This window comes from Mycobacterium sp. (assembly GCF_035314905.1).
GTDB lineage: Bacteria > Actinomycetota > Actinomycetes > Mycobacteriales > Mycobacteriaceae > Mycobacterium.
Genome location: NZ_DATFYW010000175.1, coordinates 1 through 21,148, shown reverse-complemented (window position 1 = coordinate 21,148; position 21,148 = coordinate 1). Strand labels below are relative to the sequence as shown.

At 67.9% G+C, this 21,148-nt stretch carries 16 protein-coding genes and 2 pseudogenes; 7 read left to right on the top strand and 11 right to left on the bottom strand.

Going from position 1 to position 21,148, the window contains the following annotated elements; genetic code table 11:
* Together VKG81_RS15050 and VKG81_RS15045 are read right to left on the bottom strand one after the other, a co-directional pair.
* Positions 1-409: pseudogene (locus tag VKG81_RS15050) on the bottom strand (N-acetyl-gamma-glutamyl-phosphate reductase); the annotation flags it as partial.
* 154 nt (positions 410-563) lie between these two features.
* The gene (locus tag VKG81_RS15045; RefSeq protein WP_324397233.1) at positions 564-1,157 is read right to left on the bottom strand and encodes a TetR/AcrR family transcriptional regulator; all 594 of its coding nucleotides are present in this window, start codon (positions 1,155-1,157) and stop codon (positions 564-566) included.
* A 157-nt stretch (positions 1,158-1,314) separates the two neighbouring features.
* On the opposite strand from VKG81_RS15045, the gene VKG81_RS15040 reads away from it, so the two are divergent.
* Positions 1,315-3,135, top strand: a complete 1,821-nt coding sequence (locus VKG81_RS15040) for an FAD-dependent monooxygenase (RefSeq protein ID WP_324397225.1) — start codon at positions 1,315-1,317, stop codon at positions 3,133-3,135.
* A gap of 23 nt (positions 3,136-3,158) precedes the next feature.
* Positions 3,159-4,091, top strand: coding sequence for an amidohydrolase family protein (locus VKG81_RS15035; RefSeq protein ID WP_324397223.1), 933 nt, complete (start codon positions 3,159-3,161; stop codon positions 4,089-4,091).
* Between the two features lie 151 nt (positions 4,092-4,242).
* Here the strand turns inward: VKG81_RS15035 and pheT are convergent, their stop codons facing one another.
* From pheT to VKG81_RS15015, 4 genes are read right to left on the bottom strand one after another with little or no spacing between them, the layout of a single operon-like run.
* Entirely contained in the window at positions 4,243-6,726 is a 2,484-nt protein-coding gene (pheT, locus tag VKG81_RS15030; protein WP_324397221.1) for a phenylalanine--tRNA ligase subunit beta, read from the bottom strand.
* Entirely contained in the window at positions 6,726-7,769 is a 1,044-nt protein-coding gene (gene pheS, locus VKG81_RS15025; protein WP_324397219.1) for a phenylalanine--tRNA ligase subunit alpha, read from the bottom strand. The genes pheT and pheS overlap by 1 nt, the downstream gene beginning before the upstream one ends.
* Positions 7,770-7,803: 34 nt before the next feature.
* Positions 7,804-8,616 carry a rhomboid-like protein gene (locus VKG81_RS15020; protein WP_324397217.1) on the bottom strand — a complete coding sequence of 271 codons (813 nt, stop codon included), beginning with the start codon at positions 8,614-8,616 and terminating at the stop codon, positions 7,804-7,806.
* A gap of 9 nt (positions 8,617-8,625) precedes the next feature.
* Positions 8,626-9,549, bottom strand: a complete 924-nt coding sequence (locus VKG81_RS15015) for an adenylate/guanylate cyclase domain-containing protein (RefSeq protein ID WP_414685290.1) — start codon at positions 9,547-9,549, stop codon at positions 8,626-8,628.
* Positions 9,550-9,763: 214 nt separating this feature from the next.
* Here VKG81_RS15015 and VKG81_RS15005 point away from each other — a divergent pair.
* Positions 9,764-10,842, top strand: a pseudogene (locus VKG81_RS15005) (oxygenase MpaB family protein).
* On the opposite strand, the gene VKG81_RS15000 reads toward VKG81_RS15005, so the two are convergent.
* From VKG81_RS15000 to infC, 4 genes are all read right to left on the bottom strand, one after another.
* The gene (locus VKG81_RS15000) at positions 10,781-11,575 is read right to left on the bottom strand and encodes an RNA methyltransferase (RefSeq protein WP_324397229.1); all 795 of its coding nucleotides are present in this window, start codon (positions 11,573-11,575) and stop codon (positions 10,781-10,783) included. The pseudogene VKG81_RS15005 and the gene VKG81_RS15000 sit on opposite strands and share 62 nt — an antisense overlap.
* Before the next feature lie 3 nt (positions 11,576-11,578).
* Positions 11,579-12,004, bottom strand: a complete 426-nt coding sequence (rplT, locus tag VKG81_RS14995) for a 50S ribosomal protein L20 (RefSeq protein WP_324397215.1) — start codon at positions 12,002-12,004, stop codon at positions 11,579-11,581.
* A 74-nt stretch (positions 12,005-12,078) separates the two neighbouring features.
* A complete protein-coding gene (gene rpmI, locus VKG81_RS14990) occupies positions 12,079-12,273 on the bottom strand; it encodes a 50S ribosomal protein L35 (RefSeq protein WP_324397213.1) in 195 nt (64 codons plus the stop codon).
* A 12-nt stretch (positions 12,274-12,285) separates the two neighbouring features.
* Entirely contained in the window at positions 12,286-12,876 is a 591-nt protein-coding gene (infC, locus tag VKG81_RS14985; protein ID WP_324397227.1) for a translation initiation factor IF-3, read from the bottom strand.
* Between the two features lie 277 nt (positions 12,877-13,153).
* On the opposite strand from infC, the gene VKG81_RS14980 reads away from it, so the two are divergent.
* From VKG81_RS14980 to VKG81_RS14965, 4 genes are all read left to right on the top strand, one after another.
* Positions 13,154-13,489 carry a DUF1844 domain-containing protein gene (locus VKG81_RS14980; RefSeq protein ID WP_324397211.1) on the top strand — a complete coding sequence of 112 codons (336 nt, stop codon included), beginning with the start codon at positions 13,154-13,156 and terminating at the stop codon, positions 13,487-13,489.
* Positions 13,490-13,527: 38 nt separating this feature from the next.
* Positions 13,528-16,830 (top strand): bifunctional lysylphosphatidylglycerol synthetase/lysine--tRNA ligase LysX, encoded by a 3,303-nt coding sequence (gene lysX / locus VKG81_RS14975; protein ID WP_324397209.1) that lies wholly within the window; start codon positions 13,528-13,530, stop codon positions 16,828-16,830.
* Positions 16,831-16,959: 129 nt separating this feature from the next.
* Positions 16,960-17,196: a hypothetical protein gene (locus tag VKG81_RS14970; RefSeq protein WP_324397207.1), complete on the top strand. Its 237-nt coding sequence runs from the start codon at positions 16,960-16,962 to the stop codon at positions 17,194-17,196.
* A 1-nt stretch (position 17,197) separates the two neighbouring features.
* A complete protein-coding gene (locus tag VKG81_RS14965; RefSeq protein ID WP_324397205.1) occupies positions 17,198-18,367 on the top strand; it encodes a winged helix DNA-binding domain-containing protein in 1,170 nt (389 codons plus the stop codon).
* Here the strand turns inward: VKG81_RS14965 and uvrA are convergent.
* Positions 18,364-21,148 (bottom strand): excinuclease ABC subunit UvrA (uvrA, locus tag VKG81_RS14960; RefSeq protein ID WP_324397203.1); only part of this gene is annotated, 2,785 nt, incomplete at its 5' end. The genes VKG81_RS14965 and uvrA overlap by 4 nt on opposite strands.

Genomic DNA, 21,148 nt, shown 5'->3' with positions numbered 1-21,148 from the left:
CACGGCCGGCGGGAAGCTCGGGCAGCCCGTACGGCCAGCTGCCGGCGTGAGCCGACCCGTAGAACCGCTGCCACGCGTCGGCGTCGGTGAGCCGGAAGTCCGCCCCGCAGTCGATGATCAGCGTGTCGGGTTCGAGTTCCTCGGCCAGCGCGGCCGAATGGCCGTGCGGGAGGGCCAGGAAGACGACGTCGTGGCCGGCGAGCACACGCGGATCGGTGGTTTGAAGGACCCGCGATGCCAGCGGCAGCAGGTGTGGGTGGTGGTCGGCCACTGTGCTGCCGGAGTTGCTTGCCGCGGTCAGTGCGCCGATGGTCAGGCGTCCGTCGGAGTAGCCCGGATGGCCGAGCAGCAGCCGTAGGATCTCCCCGCCGGCGTAGCCGCTGGCACCCGCCACCGACACGGTCGTCATGCGGCCGATTCTGCATGATTATGCACGCCATCGCAAATTCATTCTCTTGCATCTCACCCGCTGTCAAGATCACCGCGCGAGGATGTGGTGGGCCGGTATCAAGAAACTGACTGGCAGGGCGTCCCGATCGGTTGCGGGGCGACGTTTCTGTGGATCAGATCGCTGGGAGGGGTGGCAGCTCGGCAATCGAGATCTCGTGCGCCTCGGCCGGGTCTATACCGAGAGCGCGCAGTAGAAGTTCGGCGGTCGACGACCCGGCCTCGCGCCAGGTCTGATGGCCTTCCAGCACCATCCACATGGCGCTGACGGTAGCGCCGATCACGAGCGAGGCGATGCTGGGAGTTGTTGATTCACCGACGTGGTAGCGACCGGCGGCGATGCCCGCACTCAAGTCGCGCATCGGTGGCCCGGCGAACATGGCCCGCAGTGACTGCTCGGTCAGTGCGAACCGTACGGCGAACCGTCCCATCAGCGGGTTCTCGTGCGCGTAGCGCACCCACAACCGCACTCCGATGGCCAGTCGCACCGCCGAGTCGTCGATGCCGACGAAGGTCCTCGTTACCCGCTCGTGCATCTCGTCGTTGAAGTCGGCGACGACCTTGTCGAATATCTGCTCGGTGGAGTCGAAGTTGCGGTACAGCGTGCCGCGGGCGACCCCGGCCTCGTTCGCCAACTCGCTGACTGTCACATGGGTGGCGCCCTTCTCGGTGAACAGCCGCACCGCGGCCACGCTGATCCGCTGCTCCATGGATGTCACGGGTGTGGCCTTCGCGTCGGTAACCGGGAACGAAGCCGAGGATACAGGTCCGTCCCGTTGGATCAGCTTCCGGTCATCCCAAGACGATATTGACTTATTTTGAACACTATTGTTCAATAGCGGATCAGCGACCCCTGAGGACACGATCATGGCCACCAACACCGGCACCGACCCCGCGACCGTCGAACAGGTCGCCGTCCTGATTGCCGGAGGCGGCCCGGTCGGGCTCACGCTGGCGCTGGAACTAGAGCATCACGGGGTCAACGCGATCGTTGTCGAGCGGAATCCCGACACGACCCGGCACCCGAAGATGGACATCACCAACAGCCGAAGCATGGAGTTGTTCCGCAGGCTCGGTGTGGCCGATGAGCTCCGTCAAGTGGCCGTGCCCGAAGATCATCCCTTGGACGTGTCCTGGGTCACGACGTTGGCCGGTTGGGAGTTGGCGCGCTTCGCCTACCCCAGCGTCGAGCAGCGCCGCGCCCAGATCCGCGAGCGCAACGACGGCACCCAGGCGCTCGAGCCTGCGATGCGGGTTTCACAGGTGGTGCTCGAACCGGCGCTCAAGGGGTTGCTGGAATCCCGCGCGGAGCACATCGACGTCCGTTTCGGTTGGGCGCTGGCCTCGTTCACCCAGGACGCACGTGGCGTCGACGCGGTCATCCGCTGCACAGCAACCGGGGAGACCCGCCGGATCCGCGCGCAGTTTCTCGCCGGCTGCGACGGCGCCGGCAGCGTTGTCCGCAAAGGGCTGGGCATCGGGCTCGACGAGATCGATCTGCGCCGCCTGCTGGCGAGCCAGCTCGGCATCGGTCAGCTCGCCCCCGCCCTGATTCGGGCCTACCTGGACGACCGTGAGATGCCGATGGACGGGCGGGTGTACCTGGTCCACTTCACCTCACCGGACCGTGGGCTTTTCGAACGGTTCGGTACCGCCTGGCACACCCAGGGGCCGCAGGGCTGGACGCTCATCGCGCAGAACGACCGCGACACCTGGACGATGCACATGCCGCTGGGCATCGGGGTCGACGCCGACGCCATCGACCCCAAGCAGTTTCTGTTCGACCGGCTCGGCACGGAGTTCGACTGCGAGGTCATCGTGGCCAACGCCTGGCGGCCACGGCTGACCGTCGCCAAACGCTACGGGCGGGGTCGCGTGTGGCTGGCCGGCGACTCGGCACACTGTGTTGTCCCGACGGGTGGGTACGGGATGAACACCGGCGTCGGCGACGCCGTCGGATTGGGCTGGGCCCTTGCGGCGATCCTGCAAGGCTGGGGTACCGAGGGCCTGCTCGCCGCCTACGAGGCCGAACGCAGGCCGGTCGCCGTGCGCAACAGAGAAGCCTCCGGCCGGCACTTCCTGGTGCGGATGGCCATCAAGACCGCCTACCGCAAGGCAATTCATTCTGAGGGCTGGGCCGGAGAGCGCAGCCGCCGACGGCTCGCCCGGGAGATCCTCGATCTGGGCAACCTCGAGAACGAGGCCGACGGCATCGAGTTCGGGTACCGCTACGACACGTCGCCGTTGATCTGGCATGAATCCGGCACCCCTCCGATCCAGACGATGCACGCCTACACCCCCAGCAGCTGGCCGGGAGCACGTCCGCCCAGCCTGTTCCTCCAGGATGGCCGGGCAATCTTCGACCTGCTCGGCACGGGTTTCACGTTGCTCCGCTTCGCCGATATCGACGTCGCCCCGATCGTGGCCGCGGCCGCCGACCGGAAAGTCCCGTTGGACGTGGTCGACGTCCGCGATGCCCACGCCCGTCAGCTGTATCAGCGCGACCTGGTATTGATCCGCCCGGACCAGCACGTCGCCTGGCGCAACAACACCGCTCCAGGTGACCCCGGCGCAGTCATCGATCGCATCCGCGGCGCCGCCCGTCCGGGTCAGACGGAGGCCCAATCACTCATTCGCCGCGAAGACGCCGCACCCGCCCTCAGCGGCGGGAGTGTCAACGACCACTAGCCCACCCACGCGAAGGACAAACCATGCCCAGGATCGACACCCATCAGCATCTCATCCCGCCCGACTACCTCAAAGCGCTGCACAAAGCGGGAATCGGCGAAGCCGGAGGACGCGAAATACCCGACTGGAGCGCCGAGACGGCGTTGCAGACCATGACCGACCTCGACATCGCTACCGCTATCGTCTCGGTCTCCACCCCCGGCACCACCATCCTGCCGGACCCGGCCGACGCTGCCGCCCTGGCCCGCGACCTCAACGACTACTCAGCCGCACTGGTTGCCGCGCACCCCGATCGGTTCGGGTTCTTCGCCACCGTGCCCATGCGGCATGTCGAGAAGTCCGTCGCAGAAGTCGTCCGTGCGCTCGACGAACTCAAGGCCGATGGCGTGATCCTGCTCGCCAACTCCGCAGGTAGCTACCTCGGCGAGGACGGACAGGACGCGCTCTTTGCGGCGCTGGATGCTAGATCCGCGGTCGCGTTCATCCACCCCGCCGAGCTCCCCGGGCCGGTGGTCGCCGGCGTGCCGCCGTTCGCCGCCGACTTCCTCCTCGACACCACTCGGGCCGCATACCTATTGGTACGCAACGGCATCCGTACGCGCTATCCCAACATCCGGTTCATCCTCAGCCACGCCGGAGGGTTCGTCCCGTATGCCTCACACCGGATGGCCCTCGCGATCTTCGCCGACACGGGCCGAAGCATTGCGGATGTCCTCGCCGATTTCTCCAGCTTCTATTTCGACACTGCGTTGTCGGCAAGCGCCGCCGCCCTGCCGACCCTTCTCGCCTTCGCCGACCCCGGCCACATCACATTTGGATCCGACTGGCCCTTCGCACCGTTGGTCGCCGCCCAGTATTTCGCGGCCGGACTGGACTCCTACCCGGGCCTCGACCAACAGACCTCGACTGCGATCAACCGCACGAACGCGCTAGCGCTGTTCCCTCGCCTCGGATAGCGACATCCCTCCGCTGGGCAAGTTGGGGATGTATCGGCAACTTCTCAGGAACCGCAAATGCCTGTGCCGCCACCATCGCCTGCTCAACGCGTGCGCCCCCACAGCCACCCCGCCCACGTCGCCGAATGCAACATGCCCCCGCCGTTCTGATTCAGCGGCGCTGGACGGCGCCGAGCGTCTCGGCCGCCTGTTGCACCGCGGCGTCGCGGGCGGCGCTTGCCTCGTCCTCGGTGAGCGTCCGGTCGGGCGCGCGGAACCGTAGCGCCAGCGTGAGGGACTTGCGGCCCTCGCCGATCTGCGGCCCGGTGTAGACGTCGAACAGCCGGATGTCCTCGAGCAGCTCCCCCGCGCCTGCGCGCACGGCATCGATCACGGCCTGCGCGGCCACGTCGGTGTCGACGATAAGGCTCACGTCCTGGAAAACCGCTGGAAACGGCGACACCCGGGGTGCGGGCAGCGTCTCGACGATCGGTATCGCGTCGAGGTCGACTTCCACTGCGGACGTGCCCGGCGGCAACCCGCTGCGCTCGACCACCGCCGGATGCAGTTGGCCCGCATGCCCAACGACTGTGTCGCCGTACAGCACTTCCGCGCCGCGGCCGGGATGCCACGGCAGATACTCGGCGGACCGCAGCGTCAGCTCCACGCCACCGGCCCGCGCGATGACCCGCACGGCGTCGAACGCGTCGGCCGCCTCGACCGGCCGTCCCGGCCCCCACGGGCCGCGCGGTTCCCGCAGCCCGGACAGGACCACGCCGACGTGCTCCGGCTGGCGCGGCAGCGACTCGTCGATGCTGGCAATCTGGCCATCGCTCGGACGCCGGTCCACCGGCAGCGGATCGATCGGCCGCGTCCGCTCGGTGGGCTGCACGACCTGCTCGATCGAGAACAGCGCGACATCGACGGTCCCCCGCGACACATTGCGCGCCAGTGCTTCCAGCAGACCCGGCAGCAGCGTGGTCGCGAGCTCGGGGCGATCGGCCTCCAGCGGGTTGAGCAACTTAGAGGTGTCGCGGCGCGGGTCGTCGGGCGGCAGACCCCACTGGTCGAACACCCCGGCGGGCAGAAACGGCGACGGCAGGACTTCGACATACCCGGACAGCGCCAGGGACTTGCCGATCGCGCGGCGTCGCCTCTGCTTCGGGGTCAGCCCCCGCCCGGGCGGCGCCAGCGGCAGGACTGACGGGATCATCTCCAGGCCCTCCAGCCGCATCACTTCTTCGACGAGGTCGGCCGGCTGCAACAGATCCGGGCGCCAACTCGGTGGCGTGACGGTCAACTGGACGTCACCGGCGACGGACGCGCCGATCTGTGCCAGTCGCTTGCGCGTGGCGCTGTGGGGGTAGTCGACACCGGCGGTGCGGTCGGGCAAGTCGGCAGGCATCTCGATCGGCGGCATCGACCAGTCCCGGCGCGGCGGGTCGCCGGTCCAGTCGGTGAGCTTGGGTTGCACGGTGCCGCCGGCGATATCGGCCAGCAGCGCCGCGGCCCGGTCGAGGGCGGCCACCGAGATCGCCGGGTCGACGGACCGCTCGTAACGCCGCCCGGATTCGCTGGTCAGATGCAGCCGCCGCTGCGTGCGTGACACCGCGGCCGGGTCCCAGACCGCGGCTTCAAGCAGCACGTCGGTCGAGTCGTCGCGCATCTCGGTGGTGCCGGCACCCATCACGCCGCCGATCGCCGCCGTCGCGAGGACGTCGACTATCAGCACGTCGCCGGGGGCCAGCGTGCGCTCGATGTCATCGAGCGTGGTGACCTTCTCGCCCGGTTTGGCGAACCGAACCCGCAGCGGGCCGGAGATCCGGCTGCTGTCGTGGGCGTGCATCGGATGCCCGAGTTCGAGCATCACGTAGTTGGTCACGTCCACGGCCGGCGAGATCGCCCGGATGCCCGAGAGCAGCAGCCGGCGCTGCATCCACCAGGGCGACACTGCGCCCGGTTCGATGCCGGTCACCGGCCGCAGCGCGAATCGCCGCACACCGGTTCCGGGGTCGATGGACAGCGGCCAGGCCTCCCGGTCGGCGGCCAGCGGCGGCACCTCGGCCGGGTCGACGAAGTCGAGGTCGTACGCGCATGCGATCTCTCGCGCCATGCCGCGCACCGACAGGCAGTATCCGCGGTCCGGCGTAAGTGCCAGGTGGAAGACCACGTCGTCCATCCCGAGCACCGAGGCCGCGTCCTCGCCCGGTTCGGCCGTCCCCGGCGGCAGCACCAAGATGCCGGAATGGTCGGTGCCGAGGTTGAGCTCGGCCGTCGAGCAGATCATCCCGTCGGAGGTGCGACCGTACGTCTTGCGGGATGTGATCGTGAATTCACCCGGCAGCCTGGTGCCCGGCAGTGCGACCACGACGAGATCGTTCACGTCGAAATTTGTTGCACCACATACGATATCGCGCGGACGCTCCTCACCGACGTCGACCTTGACGGCGCGGATCGGCTTGCTGAACTCGGCAAGCTCTTCGATTTCGACAACGCGCCCGACCGTCAGCGGGCCCGTGACCGGCCCGACCGGAATGACTTCCTCGACCTCGTGGCCGATCCGGGTCAGGGTCTGCTCGAGCTCTTTGGGCGCCACATCCCAGCCAGGAGCGCCGGCGGCGACGACCTCGCGCAGCCAGCTGTAGGGAAGCCGCATCAGGCTCCGACCCCGAACGGCAACGAAAATCGCACATCACCCTCGACCATGTCGCGCATGTCGGGGATTCCGTTGCGGAACTGCAATGTACGTTCCAGCCCCATCCCGAACGCGAAGCCCGAGTATTCGTTCGGATCGATGCCGCTGGCGCGCAACACATTCGGGTTGACCATGCCGCAGCCGCCCCACTCGACCCAGCCTGCACCGCCTTTGCGGTTCTCGAACCAGACGTCGACCTCCGCCGACGGTTCGGTGAAGGGGAAGAAGTGCGGCCGCATGCGGGTGCGGGCCTGTGGCCCGAACTCCGCGCGCGCGAACGCGTCCAGCGTGCCGCGCAGATGTGACATGGTCAGCCCCCGGTCCACCGCAAGGCCCTCGACCTGATGGAACACGGGCGTGTGGGTGGCGTCGAGCTCGTCGGTGCGGAACGTGCGGCCGATCGACACGATGTACACCGGCAGCCGGCGTTCCAGCAGCGTGCGGACCTGTACCGGCGACGTGTGTGTGCGCAGCACCTGCCGCGAGCCCTCCGGTGCGACGTGAAAGGTGTCCTGCATGCTGCGCGCAGGATGGTCTGGCAAAAAATTCAGGGCGTCGAAGTTGAAGTGCTCGGTCTCCAGCTCGGGCCCGTCGGCCACCTCCCAGCCCATCGCGATGAACGTGTCGGCGATGTGCTCGGCCAGGATGGTGATCGGGTGCCGCGCACCGACAGGCTGGCGCGTCGGCGGCAGCGTCACGTCGATGCGTTCGGCGACCAGCACGGCGGCGTCGCGCTCCGCGCGCAGCGCCGCGAGGCGTTCGTCAAACGCACGCTGGGCCTCCGCCCGCGCGACGTTGACCCGACGCCCCGCGTCGGCGCGGTCGGATTTCGGCAGCGTGCCGAGCGCCTGGCGGGCCAGCGCCAGCGGCGATCGGTCGCCGAGGTGCTCGGTCTTCGCGCGGGCCAGCGCGTCGAGATCGCCGGCCAGATCGAAGGCGTGACGGGCCGCACTGACCTGTTTGGTCAGCGCTTCGTCGGAGAGATCAACGGGCTGATCAGCCACCCGGCGATCATAGGTGATCCGCATGGGCGCACCGTCAGTCGTAAAGCGCCGGCTCCGGGATCAACGCGGGCGCAATCGCGATTGACCTGCGCAATCGGCGCACACGGTAGCGCCGGAAGGCCCAGTGCGCGGCCAGCGCGCCGACGGCGCCTGCCAGCGGCGCGGCCACCGCCGTGACCGCGGTGTTGACCAGCATCAGATAGCCGAACGATCCGCCGAGGCCCAGCAGCGCAATCCGGATTCGGGTCCACCGCACGGTTGTGCGGAACCGCGTCGACAGCAGCATTCCGAGCACCAGCGCGACGAAGTGGCCGGCGTTGGTGAAGTCATCTGTGAGCACCACCACCACGAGCCCGACTACCAGCCACCAACCGATCCACGCGGGCCGCCACTTGGCCGGCACCGCGGCGGTCAGCGCACCCAGCACGGCCTCCGCGCCGTAGCTGATGCCGACGTCGCTGGCATGCTCGACGGAGATCGGCAACCAACCGAATCGGATGGCAGCGGTGAGCCCGACCGCCACGATCAACGTGGCGCCGACGTGCCCGAGCGCGAACGTCACGAACACGCGGCCGCTGCGCCACAGCAGCTCGCCAACCGCCAACAGGGCAACCAGCCCGGGCAGCCAGAACCACATCGGGCCGTTTTCGGTGACGAATGCGCTGCCGATCAACGTCACGATGTGCCCGTGCCAGAGATTGTGCAGGTTGGTGCTCATGTGGCGGATGACGACGTCCCTGACACGTGGGCCGAGCACCAGCAGCGTCGTTGCGACGGCGACGAGCATCAGCGCGTAGCTGACAGTCACCCGCAACCGGGTCACGGCGGGCAGTATTCGCGAAAGCATCCCCATCCACTATGCCCGCGATGAACCGTCTTCGACGGTATCGACGGCTGGCAACTGTCTGCGAGTTTCGAGACGGTACATCGTGATGTCGGCGGGCACGCCGCTGGGCCGGTGGGAGAACACCGGGCGACGCACGCGTTTGGCGGTGACACCCAGCTCGTCGAGCTGCTCAGGCGACAGCCGCTCCAGCGTGGCGCCGGAGATCAGCATTCCCCCTTTACCGGCGGACTCCATCACGCGCGCTGCGACGTTGACGTCGACGCCCAGCCAGTCCGAACCGATGCGCTGCGGGCGACCGGTGTGGATGCCCACCCTCATGAGCGGTGTATAGCCTTCCACCTCAACGCTTTTCAGCGCGCTACGGGCGGTCCGCACCGCGCCGATGGCGCGGACCGGGTCGGGAAATACCGCCATGATCCCGTCGCCCATGCGTTTGACCACCTGGCCACCCGCCTCCAGCAGCGGCGGTTCGACGACCTGTGCGGCCTGACGGAGCAACCTCAGCGTCGCGTCGTCGCCGGCGCGTAACGCCCACGCCGAGAAGCCGACAAGATCCGTGAACACCAGCGTGACTTCCTGGTGTTGGGGTCGGCTGCTCAGCCGCTCCCTCAACGCCTGCCACACCTGAAGCGTGCCGAGGCTCACCTCGCGCGAAGCGGCGTCGCGGTCACCCAGAAGCCGGTCCGCGGCGCGGGCGGCGGCCTCCGGACCGCCGAAGCCCGACGCCGACAGGCGGTCGCCGAAATGTGGATCGCCCGGCAACGCTTTCCGGGCGCGGCGAAGAAAGGCGATCACCCCGGGGTTGTGGTTGGTGCTCGTCAGCCAGGACACGGCGCTGTTGCGCCGCTCGAGCGGGCGGTCCGGCCGATGATCGGGTGTCCCGCCAACTTCCCCGAGGCCGCCGGATCGCTCGCCGAACGGCTCGAGCTTCACAGTCGTCAGGGTAGAGCCCGGTTGGGACGCGACGAAATCTCGCCCCGAACTCGCTGGTCACGCGTCTGCGGCGTGCGGATAGCCAGTCGATAACAGACCCCGTGACACGCCGCCGGTTTGTAGACAACGTGCGTTGTCAACATTATTGTTTGGTCACCGGCACCACGCGGGAGGTAGCGATGAGCCACTCGGGCGAAGAACCGGGCGCGTAGCGATGGTCGCGCGATCACCGACGCCCGCCGACCCGCTCGGCCCTGACTCGCTGACGTGGAAATACTTCGGCGACCTGCGCACCGGGATGATGGGCGTTTGGATCGGCGCCCTGCAGAACATGTATCCGGAGCTCGGGGCGGGCGTCGAGGAGCACTCGATCTTGCTGCGCGAGCCACTGCAACGGGTGACCCGGTCGGTGTACCCGATCATGGGCGTCGTCTACGACGGCGAGCGCGCCTCGCGAACCGGCGAACAGATCCGGGGCTATCACACCACCGTCAAGGGCGTCGACTCCGCGGGGCGCCGCTACCACGCGCTGAATCCCGAGACGTTCTACTGGGCGCACACGCCACCTTCTTCATGCTCGTGCTCAAGACCGCCGAATACTTCTGCGGCGGGCTGACGGACGCCGAGAAGCGGCAGCTGTTCGACGAGCACGTGCACTGGTACCGGATGTACGGCATGAGCATGCGGCCGGTGCCCGAAACATGGGAGCAGTTCCAGGACTACTGGGACCGGGTCTGCCGCGAGGAACTGCAGATCAACCGCGCGACGCTGGACATCTTCGCGATGCGGATCCCGAAGCCGAGGTTCGTGTTGATGCCCACACCGATGTGGGACCAGCTTTTCAAACCGTTGGTGGCCGGGCAGCGCTGGATCGCCGCAGGCCTCTTCGAGCCGGTCGTGCGCGAGAAAGCCGGAATGCGATGGACGCCCGGCGACGAGGTGCTGCTGCGGTTGTTCGGCAAGGCCGTCGAGGTGGCGTTCTTGGTCGTGCCCGACGAGGTTCGCCTGCACCCCCGTGCGCTCGCCGCCTATCGGCGGGCAGCCGGCAGGCAGCCCGCCGACGCACCACTGCCGCAAGCACCCGGATTCACCGCTCCGCCGCGCGACCGCCGCGGCCTGCCGATGCACTACTTCCCGCGGCGCAAGAGCTTGGTCGAACGCGCCGGTTCCCTGGTGCACACGACCTTCTCGCTCGCGGGGCTGCGGCCGGCGCGGGCCGCGGGCACGCGGCTTAACGGCGCCGGGCCAGCAGGCTCTGATACAGGCAGATGGCCGCGGCCGCACCGACGTTGAGGCTTTCGGCCTGGCCCGCCATCGGGATGCGAATGCGGTGTGACGCCGGTCTGGCGACGTCGTCTGGCAGGCCGTGAGCCTCCGGCCCGAACAGCCATGCGGTGGGCCGCCTCAGCAGGGGCTGGGCGTCGTCCAGGTCCGTCTCGCCGTCGACGGTGGTCGCCAGCACCTGGATACCGGCCCGGGCGAGACTGGCGACGACATCCGCCGCGTCAGGAGCGACCACCACCGGAACAGCGAAGACGCTGCCCGCTGACGCGCGTAAACACTTGGCGTTGTGCGGGTCCACGCTGTGACCGGCCAGCACCACGGCGTCGGCCCCCATCGCGTCGGCCAGCCGGATCAGCGTGCCGGCGTTGCCAGGCTCCGACACGCCGACCGCGACGGCGACCAGACCCGGTCGGTCGGCGAGAACCTGCTCCAGCGTCGTGCCGGACTGCTCACAGACCGCCACCAGCCCGACCGGGGTCACCGTGTCCGACAACGCCTTGGCGGCCCGCTCGGTCACCCGGTGGACAGGCACGCCAACATCCGCCAGCACGGCGCCGAACCGCCGCAACGCCTGTTCGGTCACGAACACATCGCGCACCGCGCCGCTGCGCAGCGCGGCCTCGACCAGATTCGGCCCTTCGACGAGGAAGCGGCCAGTGCGCTTGCGCGCAACATGGCGGTGCAGCTTCGCCGCGGCGACTACCCGCGACGAGCGCTCGGTCAATAGCGGCGCTGTGGCCAGAGGTTAGGCAGCCTCTCCGGAGCCTGATGCCGAGGGTCCTGCGGCTCCGGCGTCCGATGGCGCGTTGACGTCCTCGGGCAGCGCGGCCTTGGCGAGCTCGACCAGCCTGGCGAACGCAGCCGGATCGCTCACCGCGATCTCGGCAAGATTCTTGCGGTCGACCTCGACGCCCGCGGCCTTGAGGCCTTGGATCAGTCGGTTGTAGGTGATGTCGTTGGCCCTTGCGGCCGCATTGATCCGGGAGATCCACAGCTTGCGGAACTCGCCCTTGCGGGCACGCCGGTCACGGTAGGCGTAGTTCAGCGAGTGCAGTTGCTGCTCTTTGGCTTTGCGATACAGCCGCGACCGCTGGCCCCGGTATCCCTTCGAGGCCTTGAGGATCGTGCGCCGCTTCTTCTGGGCATTGACTGCGCGCTTCACGCGTGCCATGAGTGGTGTTCCTATTCTCGTTCTTACAAAGGTCGTTGGCGCGGCTCAGCCGCGCTGAAGGTCTGGTCGCAACCTCAGCCGTTCAGCATCGCCCTGATGCGCTTGGCGTCAGCGGTCGACACCGTGGTGCGGCCTTCGAGTCGGCGGGTGCGCGTCGTGGGCTTGTGCTCCAACAGGTGGCGGCGGTTGGCCTTCTGGCGCATGATCTTGCCGGTTCCGGTCAGCCGGAACCGCTTGGAGGCGCCGCTGTGGGTCTTCGCCTTGGGCATCTTTCCTCAGTTCTAGTTCTGTGATGGTTCGGTCTCTTGCCGGCCGTTCGGATTACCGCTGGCCTGCTGTGCCGCCCGCGCGCGAGTCTTCGCGCCGCGGTGAGGCGCCAGCACCATCGTCATGTTGCGTCCGTCCTGCTTGGCGGAGGTCTCGATGAAGCCGTAGTCGGCGACGTCGGCGCCCAGCCGTTGCAGGAGCCGGTAGCCCAACTCGGGCCGCGACTGCTCACGCCCACGGAACATGATCGTGACCTTGACCTTCGACCCGGCTTCCAGGAAGCGGATCACGTGACCCTTCTTGGTCTCGTAGTCGTGGTCGTCGATCTTCGGCCGGAGCTTCTGTTCCTTGACGACGGTCTGTTGCTGGTTTCTGCGAGACTCGCGCGCCTTCTGCGCCGTCTCGTACTTGAACTTGCCGTAGTCCATGATCTTGCAGACCGGCGGCCTGGCATTCGGGGCGACTTCGACAAGGTCGAGATCGGCGTCCGCGGCGACGCGAAGGGCGTCCTCGATGCGCACGATCCCTACCTGCTCGCCGCCGGGTCCGATGAGGCGGACTTCGGGAACTCGGATGCGCTCGTTGACGCGGGTCTCAGTGCTGATGGGGCCTCCCTGGGTTGGACATCTCTTGGTTCGACAGTTCACCAGGTGAATCAGCTGACAGCGGTTGAGCGTCACGCTGTCAGCAAAAGGGCCCCGCGTGAGGCGGGGCCCGATACCGACCGATCACGGCGCTTGGCCGCCCGCGCGGTGCGCGGAACCAGCACCCGACGGTGCCGGTGACCGGACCGTTGAGCCGGTGTGGCCAACGGTGGGAGCGGGACTCCACTTGCTGTCCCTGAGACACTCAGGAACGGTCGCACATGCCAGTCTAGCAGGCATGACCGATAGCCCTAACATCCGCGAGCTGGCCGGCATTCCCTCGGTGGAGGTCATCACGCGCGCCGCCGTAATGTTGATGAGCGCCGCTGCCGAGAAGCTCGGGTTGTCATCGGACGACCCCGGCGAGAGTCCGGACCGCGATCTCGACGAGGCGCGCCGGCTCATCACCGACCTGGCCGGGTTGGTGACGGCGTCCGCGGAGTATCTCGGCCCCCACGCCCGCCCGGTGCGTGACGCACTCAACAGCCTGCAGCTGGCGTTCCGCGAATACAGCGCCGTTCCCGACGAACCCGGCCGGGGACCCGGAGAAAAGTACACCGGGCCGGTACGGTGACAACCAATTCAAAGGACGAGCGAATATCCTCGCGGCCTATGACCGTCACCACGAGTCGGCCGACATCTGTCCTCGCGAGGGTGCCGGCGATCACCGGTTGGATCGTGGGCATCATCGCCACGCTGTCGCTGTTGTCGAGCGTGTCCCCTCTGGTGCGGCACACCATCAGGATCCCCCGCGAGTTCATCGACAACTACCTGTTCAACTTCCCCGACACCAGCTTCGCGTGGGCGTTCGTGCTGGCGCTGCTGGCCGGGGCGCTGGCCGCCCGCAAACGCATCGCGTGGTGGGTGCTGGTGCTCAATCTGCTCCTCGCCGTCGCCTACAACGTCGTCTACCTGGTGGCGGGCGACGAGACCCGGTTTCAGACGTTCGGGGAAAGTCTCGGCCTGGTGCTGCATCTGGCGGCCATCGCGGTTCTGCTCTTGGCGTACAAGGAGTTCTACGCCAAGGTCCGCCGGGGCGCACTGGTCAAGGCCGCCGCGGTCCTGGTAGTCGGGATGGCGATCGGGATCACGGTGGCGTGGGGCTTGCTCCAGATGTTCCCGGGCACACTGGCCCGCGAGGACCGCCTGCCGTATGCGGTCAACCGGGTGATCGGCTTCGCCAGCGTCGATCCGGAACTTTTCACCGGTCACCCGCACGTCTTACTCAATGCACTCCTGGGGTTGTTCGGCGCCCTCGCGTTGATCGCGGCCGCGATCGTGCTGTTCCAGTCCCAGCGCGCCGAAAACGCGCTCACCGGTGAGGACGAGTCCGCGATCCGCGGTCTGCTGGAGGTGTGGGGCAAGAACGACTCGCTGGGCTACTTCGCGACCCGCCGCGACAAGGCCGTGGTGTTCGCCGAGAACGGACGCGCGGCGATCACGTATCGCGTCGAGGTGGGTGTCTGCCTGGCCAGCGGTGACCCGGTCGGCGATCCACGCGCCTGGCCGCACGCGATCGACGCGTGGCTGCGGCTGTGCAAGGCCTATGGCTGGGCCCCGGGCGTGATGGGCGCAAGCTCCAACGGTGCGCACGCATACCGTTTGGCCGGCCTCAACGCGCTGCAGCTCGGCGACGAGGCGATCCTCTATCCCGACCGGTTCCGGCTGTCGGGCCCCGAGATGCGCGGGGTGCGTCAGGCCGTCACCCGCGCCCGGCGTGCCGGGCTTACCGTGCGGATCCGGCGCCACCGTGACATCACGCGCGACGAAATGGTCGAGGTGATCAAGCGCGCGGATGCTTGGCGCGACACCGAAACCGAGCGCGGTTTCTCAATGGCGCTGGGGCGCCTGGGCGACAGCGCCGACGGCGACTGCCTGCTCGTGGAGGCGGTACGCGGCGACGACGTCGTAGCGATGCTGTCGCTGGTCCCGTGGGGCAACACCGGTGCGTCGCTGGACTTGATGCGCCGCTCGCCACAGTCACCGAACGGAACGATCGAGCTGATGGTCAGCGAGCTGTGCCTACAGTCGGAGCGTTTCGGGCTGACACGAATTTCCCTGAATTTCGCGATGTTCCGCTCGGCCTTCGAGGAGGGCACCCGGCTCGGCGCCGGGCCGGTGGCCCGGCTGTGGCGCGCATTCCTGGTGTTCTTCTCCCGGTGGTGGCAACTGGAAACGCTCTATCGCTCGAACATGAAGTATCAGCCCGATTGGGTACCGCGATACGCCTGCTACGAAGATGCCCGTCTGATCCCGCGGGTCGGCGTCGCGTCGGTGATCGCGGAGGGCTTTCTGGTCTTGCCGTTCTCGCGGCGCAACAGGCCGCATACCGGCCACCACACCCAGGTGCCCGAACGGGTCATGGCCACCGGGATTCTGCATCATGACGGCAGCGCACCGGATCTCGGCGAACTGCAAGTCGACTCGCCGCAATCCGCGGAAACCCCGCCGCGGCTGCCGGAGCAGGTGCGGGTGCGGATGGGCAAGCTGGCCACCCTGCGCAAAGACGGCGTGGACCCCTATCCGGTGGGGCGGGCGCCCAGCCACACGGTGGCGCAGGCCCTGGAAGAGCTGGCAGCCGGCGACCATACCCCCGTCACGGTCGCGGGGCGGGTGCTGCGCATCCGCGACTACGGCGGCGTGCTGTTCGCTCAGCTTCGCGATTGGTCGGGCGAAGTCCAACTGCTGCTGGACAATTCGCTTCTCGAAGCCGGCAGCATCGCGGACTTCGCGGTCGTCGACCTCGGCGACCTGGTCGAAGTTACCGGCACGATGGGGCACAGCAAGAACGGAACCCGGTCGCTGATCGTGTGCAGGTGGCGGCTGATCGGAAAATGCCTGCGGCCGTTGCCCGACAAATGGAAGGGGCTGACCGATCCCGAAGCGCGGCTGCGCACCCGCTACCTCGATCTTGCGGTCAACGCCGAGGCCCGCGAGCTGATCGCGGCCCGCAGCCGGGTGCTGCAGGCGATCCGGGAAACCCTTGTCGGCAAGGGATTCCTGGAGGTCGAGACGCCGATACTCCAGCAGATCCATGGCGGCGCCAACGCCAGGCCGTTCCTCACCCACATCAACGCCTACGACCTCGACCTCTATCTGCGCATCGCGCCGGAGCTGTACCTCAAGCGGCTATGCGTCGGCGGGGTGGAGCGTGTGTTCGAGCTGGGCCGCGCGTTCCGCAACGAGGGCGTCGACTTCAGCCACAACCCCGAGTTCACGTTGCTCGAGGCATATCAGGCGCACGCCGACTACATGGTTTGGGTGGATGGCTGCCGCGAGCTGATCCAAAACGCCGCTCGGGCCGCGAACGGCGAGCAGGTCGTCATGCGCCCCAGAGCGGACGGCACCCTCGAGCCGGTCGACATCTCCGGTCAGTGGGAGGTCAAGACCGTGCACGGCGCGGTGTCGGAGGCTCTCGGCGAGCACGTCGACGCGGAGACCGACCTGGAAACGCTGCGCCTGTTGTCCGATAAGGCAAGCGTCCCTTACCTGACCCACTGGGACGCCGGCGCCGTGGTACTCGAGCTCTACGAACGGTTGGTCGAGGAGCACACCGAACGGCCGACCTTCTACAAGGACTTCCCGACGTCGGTGTCACCGCTGACCAGGCCGCACCGCAGTCAGCACGGCCTGGCCGAGCGCTGGGACCTGGTTGCGTGGGGAGTCGAGCTCGGCACCGCCTACAGCGAGCTGACGGACCCGGTCGAGCAGCGCCGCCGCCTGCAGGAGCAGTCGCTGCTCGCCGCCGGAGGCAACCCGGAGGCGATGGAGCTCGACGAGGACTTCCTGCAAGCGATGGAGTATGCGATGCCGCCGACCGGCGGCCTCGGCATGGGGGTGGACCGCGTGGTCATGATGATCACCGGCCGCAGCATCCGCGACACTCTGCCGTTCCCGCTCGCAAAGCCCCGATGAATCCGGCCGAACTGCTCCACCACGCTTCGCTGATGAACCGCTGGGTTCCGGCGGCCGCGCAGCCCGCCTGCGACCGCGCCGGCACCGCGCAAGCAGGCCGCGGGGCGATAGCCGGCGTACGGTGACCACATGCCCGACGAACCGACGATTCCCGCAGACACCGGCTACAACGACTCGGGCGTGCCGACGTTCGAGTCGGTGCGGGAGAAGATCGAAAATCGCTACGGCACCGCGATCGGCTCCACCGAACTCGACGCCGAGAGCCCGGAGGGCCGCGCCGTCGAGGAGCAGTACGAGGCGCGCCGGCGAGCGGCCGCAGAACGCCTTGCGCAGATCCGCGAGTCCATGCGCTCCGACGACAGCTGAAGTGCGCTCCTTCAGTGCTGACGAGCGCCGGAATCGGTTGGCGCGCCGCCACTTTCTTGTCGCCGACACCCCTCGGCCCCTGACCGCGATCAGCGCGTCGCTCGTCGGTTTGCACGCCACCGACCCGGCGACACCGTATCTGTCTCTGTGGGCACGTAGCCCGGGCTTCACGACCGAAACCCTCGACGAGGAGCTATACCGCCGGCGCTCCGTCGTCAGGCACCTGGCGATGCGACGCACGCTGTGGCTGGTGTTGGTGGACGACCTGCCTGTCATCCAGCCCGCGGCCAGCGACCGGGTCGCCGACAGCGAGCGCCGCCGCCTGATCGCCGACGTCCAGAAGGCCGGCGTGGCGGCCGACGGCGAGGCGCGGCTGGACCGCGCCTGCGCAGCGGTGCTGACGCACCTCGACGAACACGGCGCGGCGAGCAGCACCGAGCTTCGGACCGCGCGCCCGGAGCTGGCGGGCACCATCGACTATGCGCCGGGCAAACGGTGGGGTGGCCAGACACCTCTTGCCCCACGGGTCTTGACGGTGTTGTCGGTGCGCGGCGACATTGTCCGTGGACCGAACGACGGGGCGTGGACCACATCGAGGTCGCGCTGGGTACGCACCGGTAAGTGGCTCGGCCGCGTGCCGGAACCGAGGACACCCGAGACGGCCCGCGCCGACCTGCTCCAGCGTTGGCTGAGGGCGTTCGGGCCTGCGAGCGTCGCCGACATCAAGTGGTGGTTCGGCACGACCCTGGCCGCGACTCGCCACGCGCTGCGCGATGTCGGCGCCGTGGCGGTGGACATGCACGGCGCTCCCGGATTCGTGTTGCCCGACGACCTCGAGCCCGAGCCTGACTCGGGGCCGTACGGCGCGCTACTGCCCGGCCTGGACGTGACGACGATGGGCTGGTTCGACCGCGACTGGTACCTGGGTGAACACAGCAAGCAGGTGTTCGACAGGACAGGCAATGCCGGGCCGACCGCGTGGTGGAACGGCCGCGTGGTCGGTGGCTGGCGCCAGGACGCCGACGGCCGGGTGCAGCTGCAACTACTCGAAGATCCCGGCCGCGACGGTCACCGGGCACTACAGCGGCGGGCCGACGAGCTGACCAGCTGGCTCGGGGGCACCTGGATCAGCCCACGCTTCCCGTCGGCGCTGTCGAAAGCGGGTATCTAGGCCCCGACCCTTCGCCGGCGCGGTGCGTGCAGGCCGAGCGCATCGGCGAGGAAAAACCCGGTATAGCTGTCGGGATTGGCCGCCACATCTTCCGGTGTCCCCTCCGCGGTGACGGTGCCGCCGGCCGAACCACCCTCGGGACCCATGTCGATGATCCAGTCCGCGGTCTTGATCACGTCGAGGTTGTGCTCGATGACGATGACGGTATTGCCTTTGTCGACAAGGACGTTGATGACGCCGAGCAGCTTGCGGATGTCTTCGAAATGCAGTCCGGTCGTCGGCTCGTCGAGGATGTACACCGTGCGGCCGGTGGACCGCTTCTGCAGCTCGGCGGCGAGCTTCACCCGCTGCGCCTCGCCCCCGGACAGCGTCGGCGCCGGCTGGCCCAGCCGGACATAGCCCAAACCCACGTCGACCAGCGTCTGCAGATACCGGTGGATCGATGTGATCGGCTCGAAGAACTCCGCCGCCTCCTCGATCGACATGTCGAGCACTTCGGCGATTGTCTTGCCCTTGTAGTGGACTTCCAGGGTCTCCCGGTTGTAGCGGGCGCCGTGGCAAACCTCGCACGGAACATACACGTCCGGCAGGAAGTTCATCTCGATCTTGATCGTGCCGTCGCCGGTGCAGGCCTCGCAGCGACCGCCTTTGACATTGAAGGAGAACCGCCCCGGCTGGTAACCGCGGACCTTGGCCTCAGTAGTAGCCGCGAACAGCGTCCGGATCTTGTCGAAGACGCCCGTGTAGGTGGCCGGATTCGACCGGGGCGTACGCCCAATCGGCGACTGGTCCACACGGACCAGCTTGTCGACGCTGTTGAGCCCCGTCGTGCGGGTGTGCCGGCCGGGCACCTGCCGCGCGCCGTTGAGCTTGTTGGCCAGCACCGCCGCGAGGATGTCGTTGACCAGCGTCGACTTGCCCGAGCCGGATACCCCTGTGACCGCCGTCAGCACGCCGAGCGGAAACGACACGTCGATCTCGCGCAGATTGTGCTCGCGGGCACCGACAACGGTGAGTTGCCTGCGCCGGTCGACCGGCCTGCGGATCGCAGGAACCTCGATGCTCTTGTCGCCGGCCAGGTAGGCGCCGGTGATCGAGTCCTTGTTGCGCAAAAGCTCATCGTAGGTGCCGCTGTGAACGATCTGGCCGCCGTGCTCACCGGCGGCCGGGCCGATGTCGACGATCCAGTCGGCGTGCGCGATGGTGTCGAGGTCGTGCTCGACGACGATCAGCGTATTGCCCAGGTCCCGCAACCGGATCAGCGTTTCGATCAGCCTACGGTTGTCGCGCTGGTGAAGTCCGATCGACGGCTCGTCCAGCACATAGAGCACTCCGACCAGCCCGGAGCCGATCTGCGTGGCGAGTCGGATGCGTTGCGCCTCGCCGCCGGACAACGTCGCCGCGGCCCGCGACAGCGACAGGTATTCGAGCCCGACGTCGAGCAGGAAACCGAGACGTGACTGGATTTCCTTCAGCACCTGCCCGGCGATGGCCTGTTCTCGGGGGCCGAGCGTCAGCGCGTTGAGGAACTCAGCGGCTTCGGAGATCGACAGCTCGGAGACTTCGGCGATCGACTTGGCTCCGTACCCGTCCGCGGACAGCGTCACCGCGAGGATCTCCGGCTTCAGCCTCGTGCCGTCGCACACCGGACATGGCACGTCCCGCATGAAGCCGTCGTAGCGCTCCTTCATCTGCTCGGATTCGGTCTGCTCCATCTTGCGCTGCAAGAACGCCATCACGCCTTCGAAGTCGGCGTAGTAGGAGCGGACGCGCCCGTAGCGGTTGCGGTAGCGGACATGCACCTGTTCGTCGCTGCCCTCCAGGATCGCCCTGCGCGCCTTGGCGGGCAGCTTGCGCCACGGGGTGTCTACGTCGAAGCCCATCGACTCGCCGAGACTGGCCAGCATCCGCGTGAAGTACTCCGCGGTGTGGCCGTTCGACCAGGGCGCCACCGCGCCTTCGGCCAAGGTCAGGTCCGGGTCGGGCACGACGAGGTCCGGGTCGACCTCCTTGCGGATACCCAGCCCCACACACTCAGGGCAGGCGCCGTACGGCGAATTGAACGAAAACGATCGGGGCTCGAGATCATCCACGGCAAGCGGGTGGCCGTTGGGACAGGCCAGCTTCTCCGAGAAGCGCTGCTCCCGGTGTGGATGCCCGTGCTCGTGATCGACGAACTCCAGCACGACGATGCCATCGGCGAGCCGCAGCGCGGTCTCGACCGAGTCGGTGAGCCGCTGCTTGGCTGACGGCTTGACCGTCAACCGGTCGACGACCACCTCGATGTCGTGCTTTTCCTGCTTTTTCAGCTTCGGTGGATCGGTGAGCGAGTGCACGACTCCGTCCACGCGCACTCGGCTGTAGCCCTGGGAGTTGAGCTTCTCGAACAGGTCCGCGAACTCGCCCTTGCGCGTCCGCACCACCGGGGCGAGCACCTGGAACCTGGTGCCCTCCGGCATCGCCAGCACCTGGTCGACGATTTGCTGAGGAGTCTGCCTGGCGATCCGCTGACCGCATACCGGGCAGTGCGGGGTGCCGGCGCGGGCGTACAGCAATCGCAAGTAGTCGTAGACCTCGGTGATCGTGCCGACCGTCGACCGCGGGTTGCGGTTCGTGGACTTCTGGTCGATCGACACCGCGGGCGAAAGGCCCTCGATGAAGTCGACGTCGGGCTTGTCCATCTGGCCGAGGAACTGACGCGCGTACGCCGATAGCGATTCGACATAACGGCGCTGGCCCTCGGCGAAGATCGTGTCGAACGCCAGCGACGACTTCCCCGAC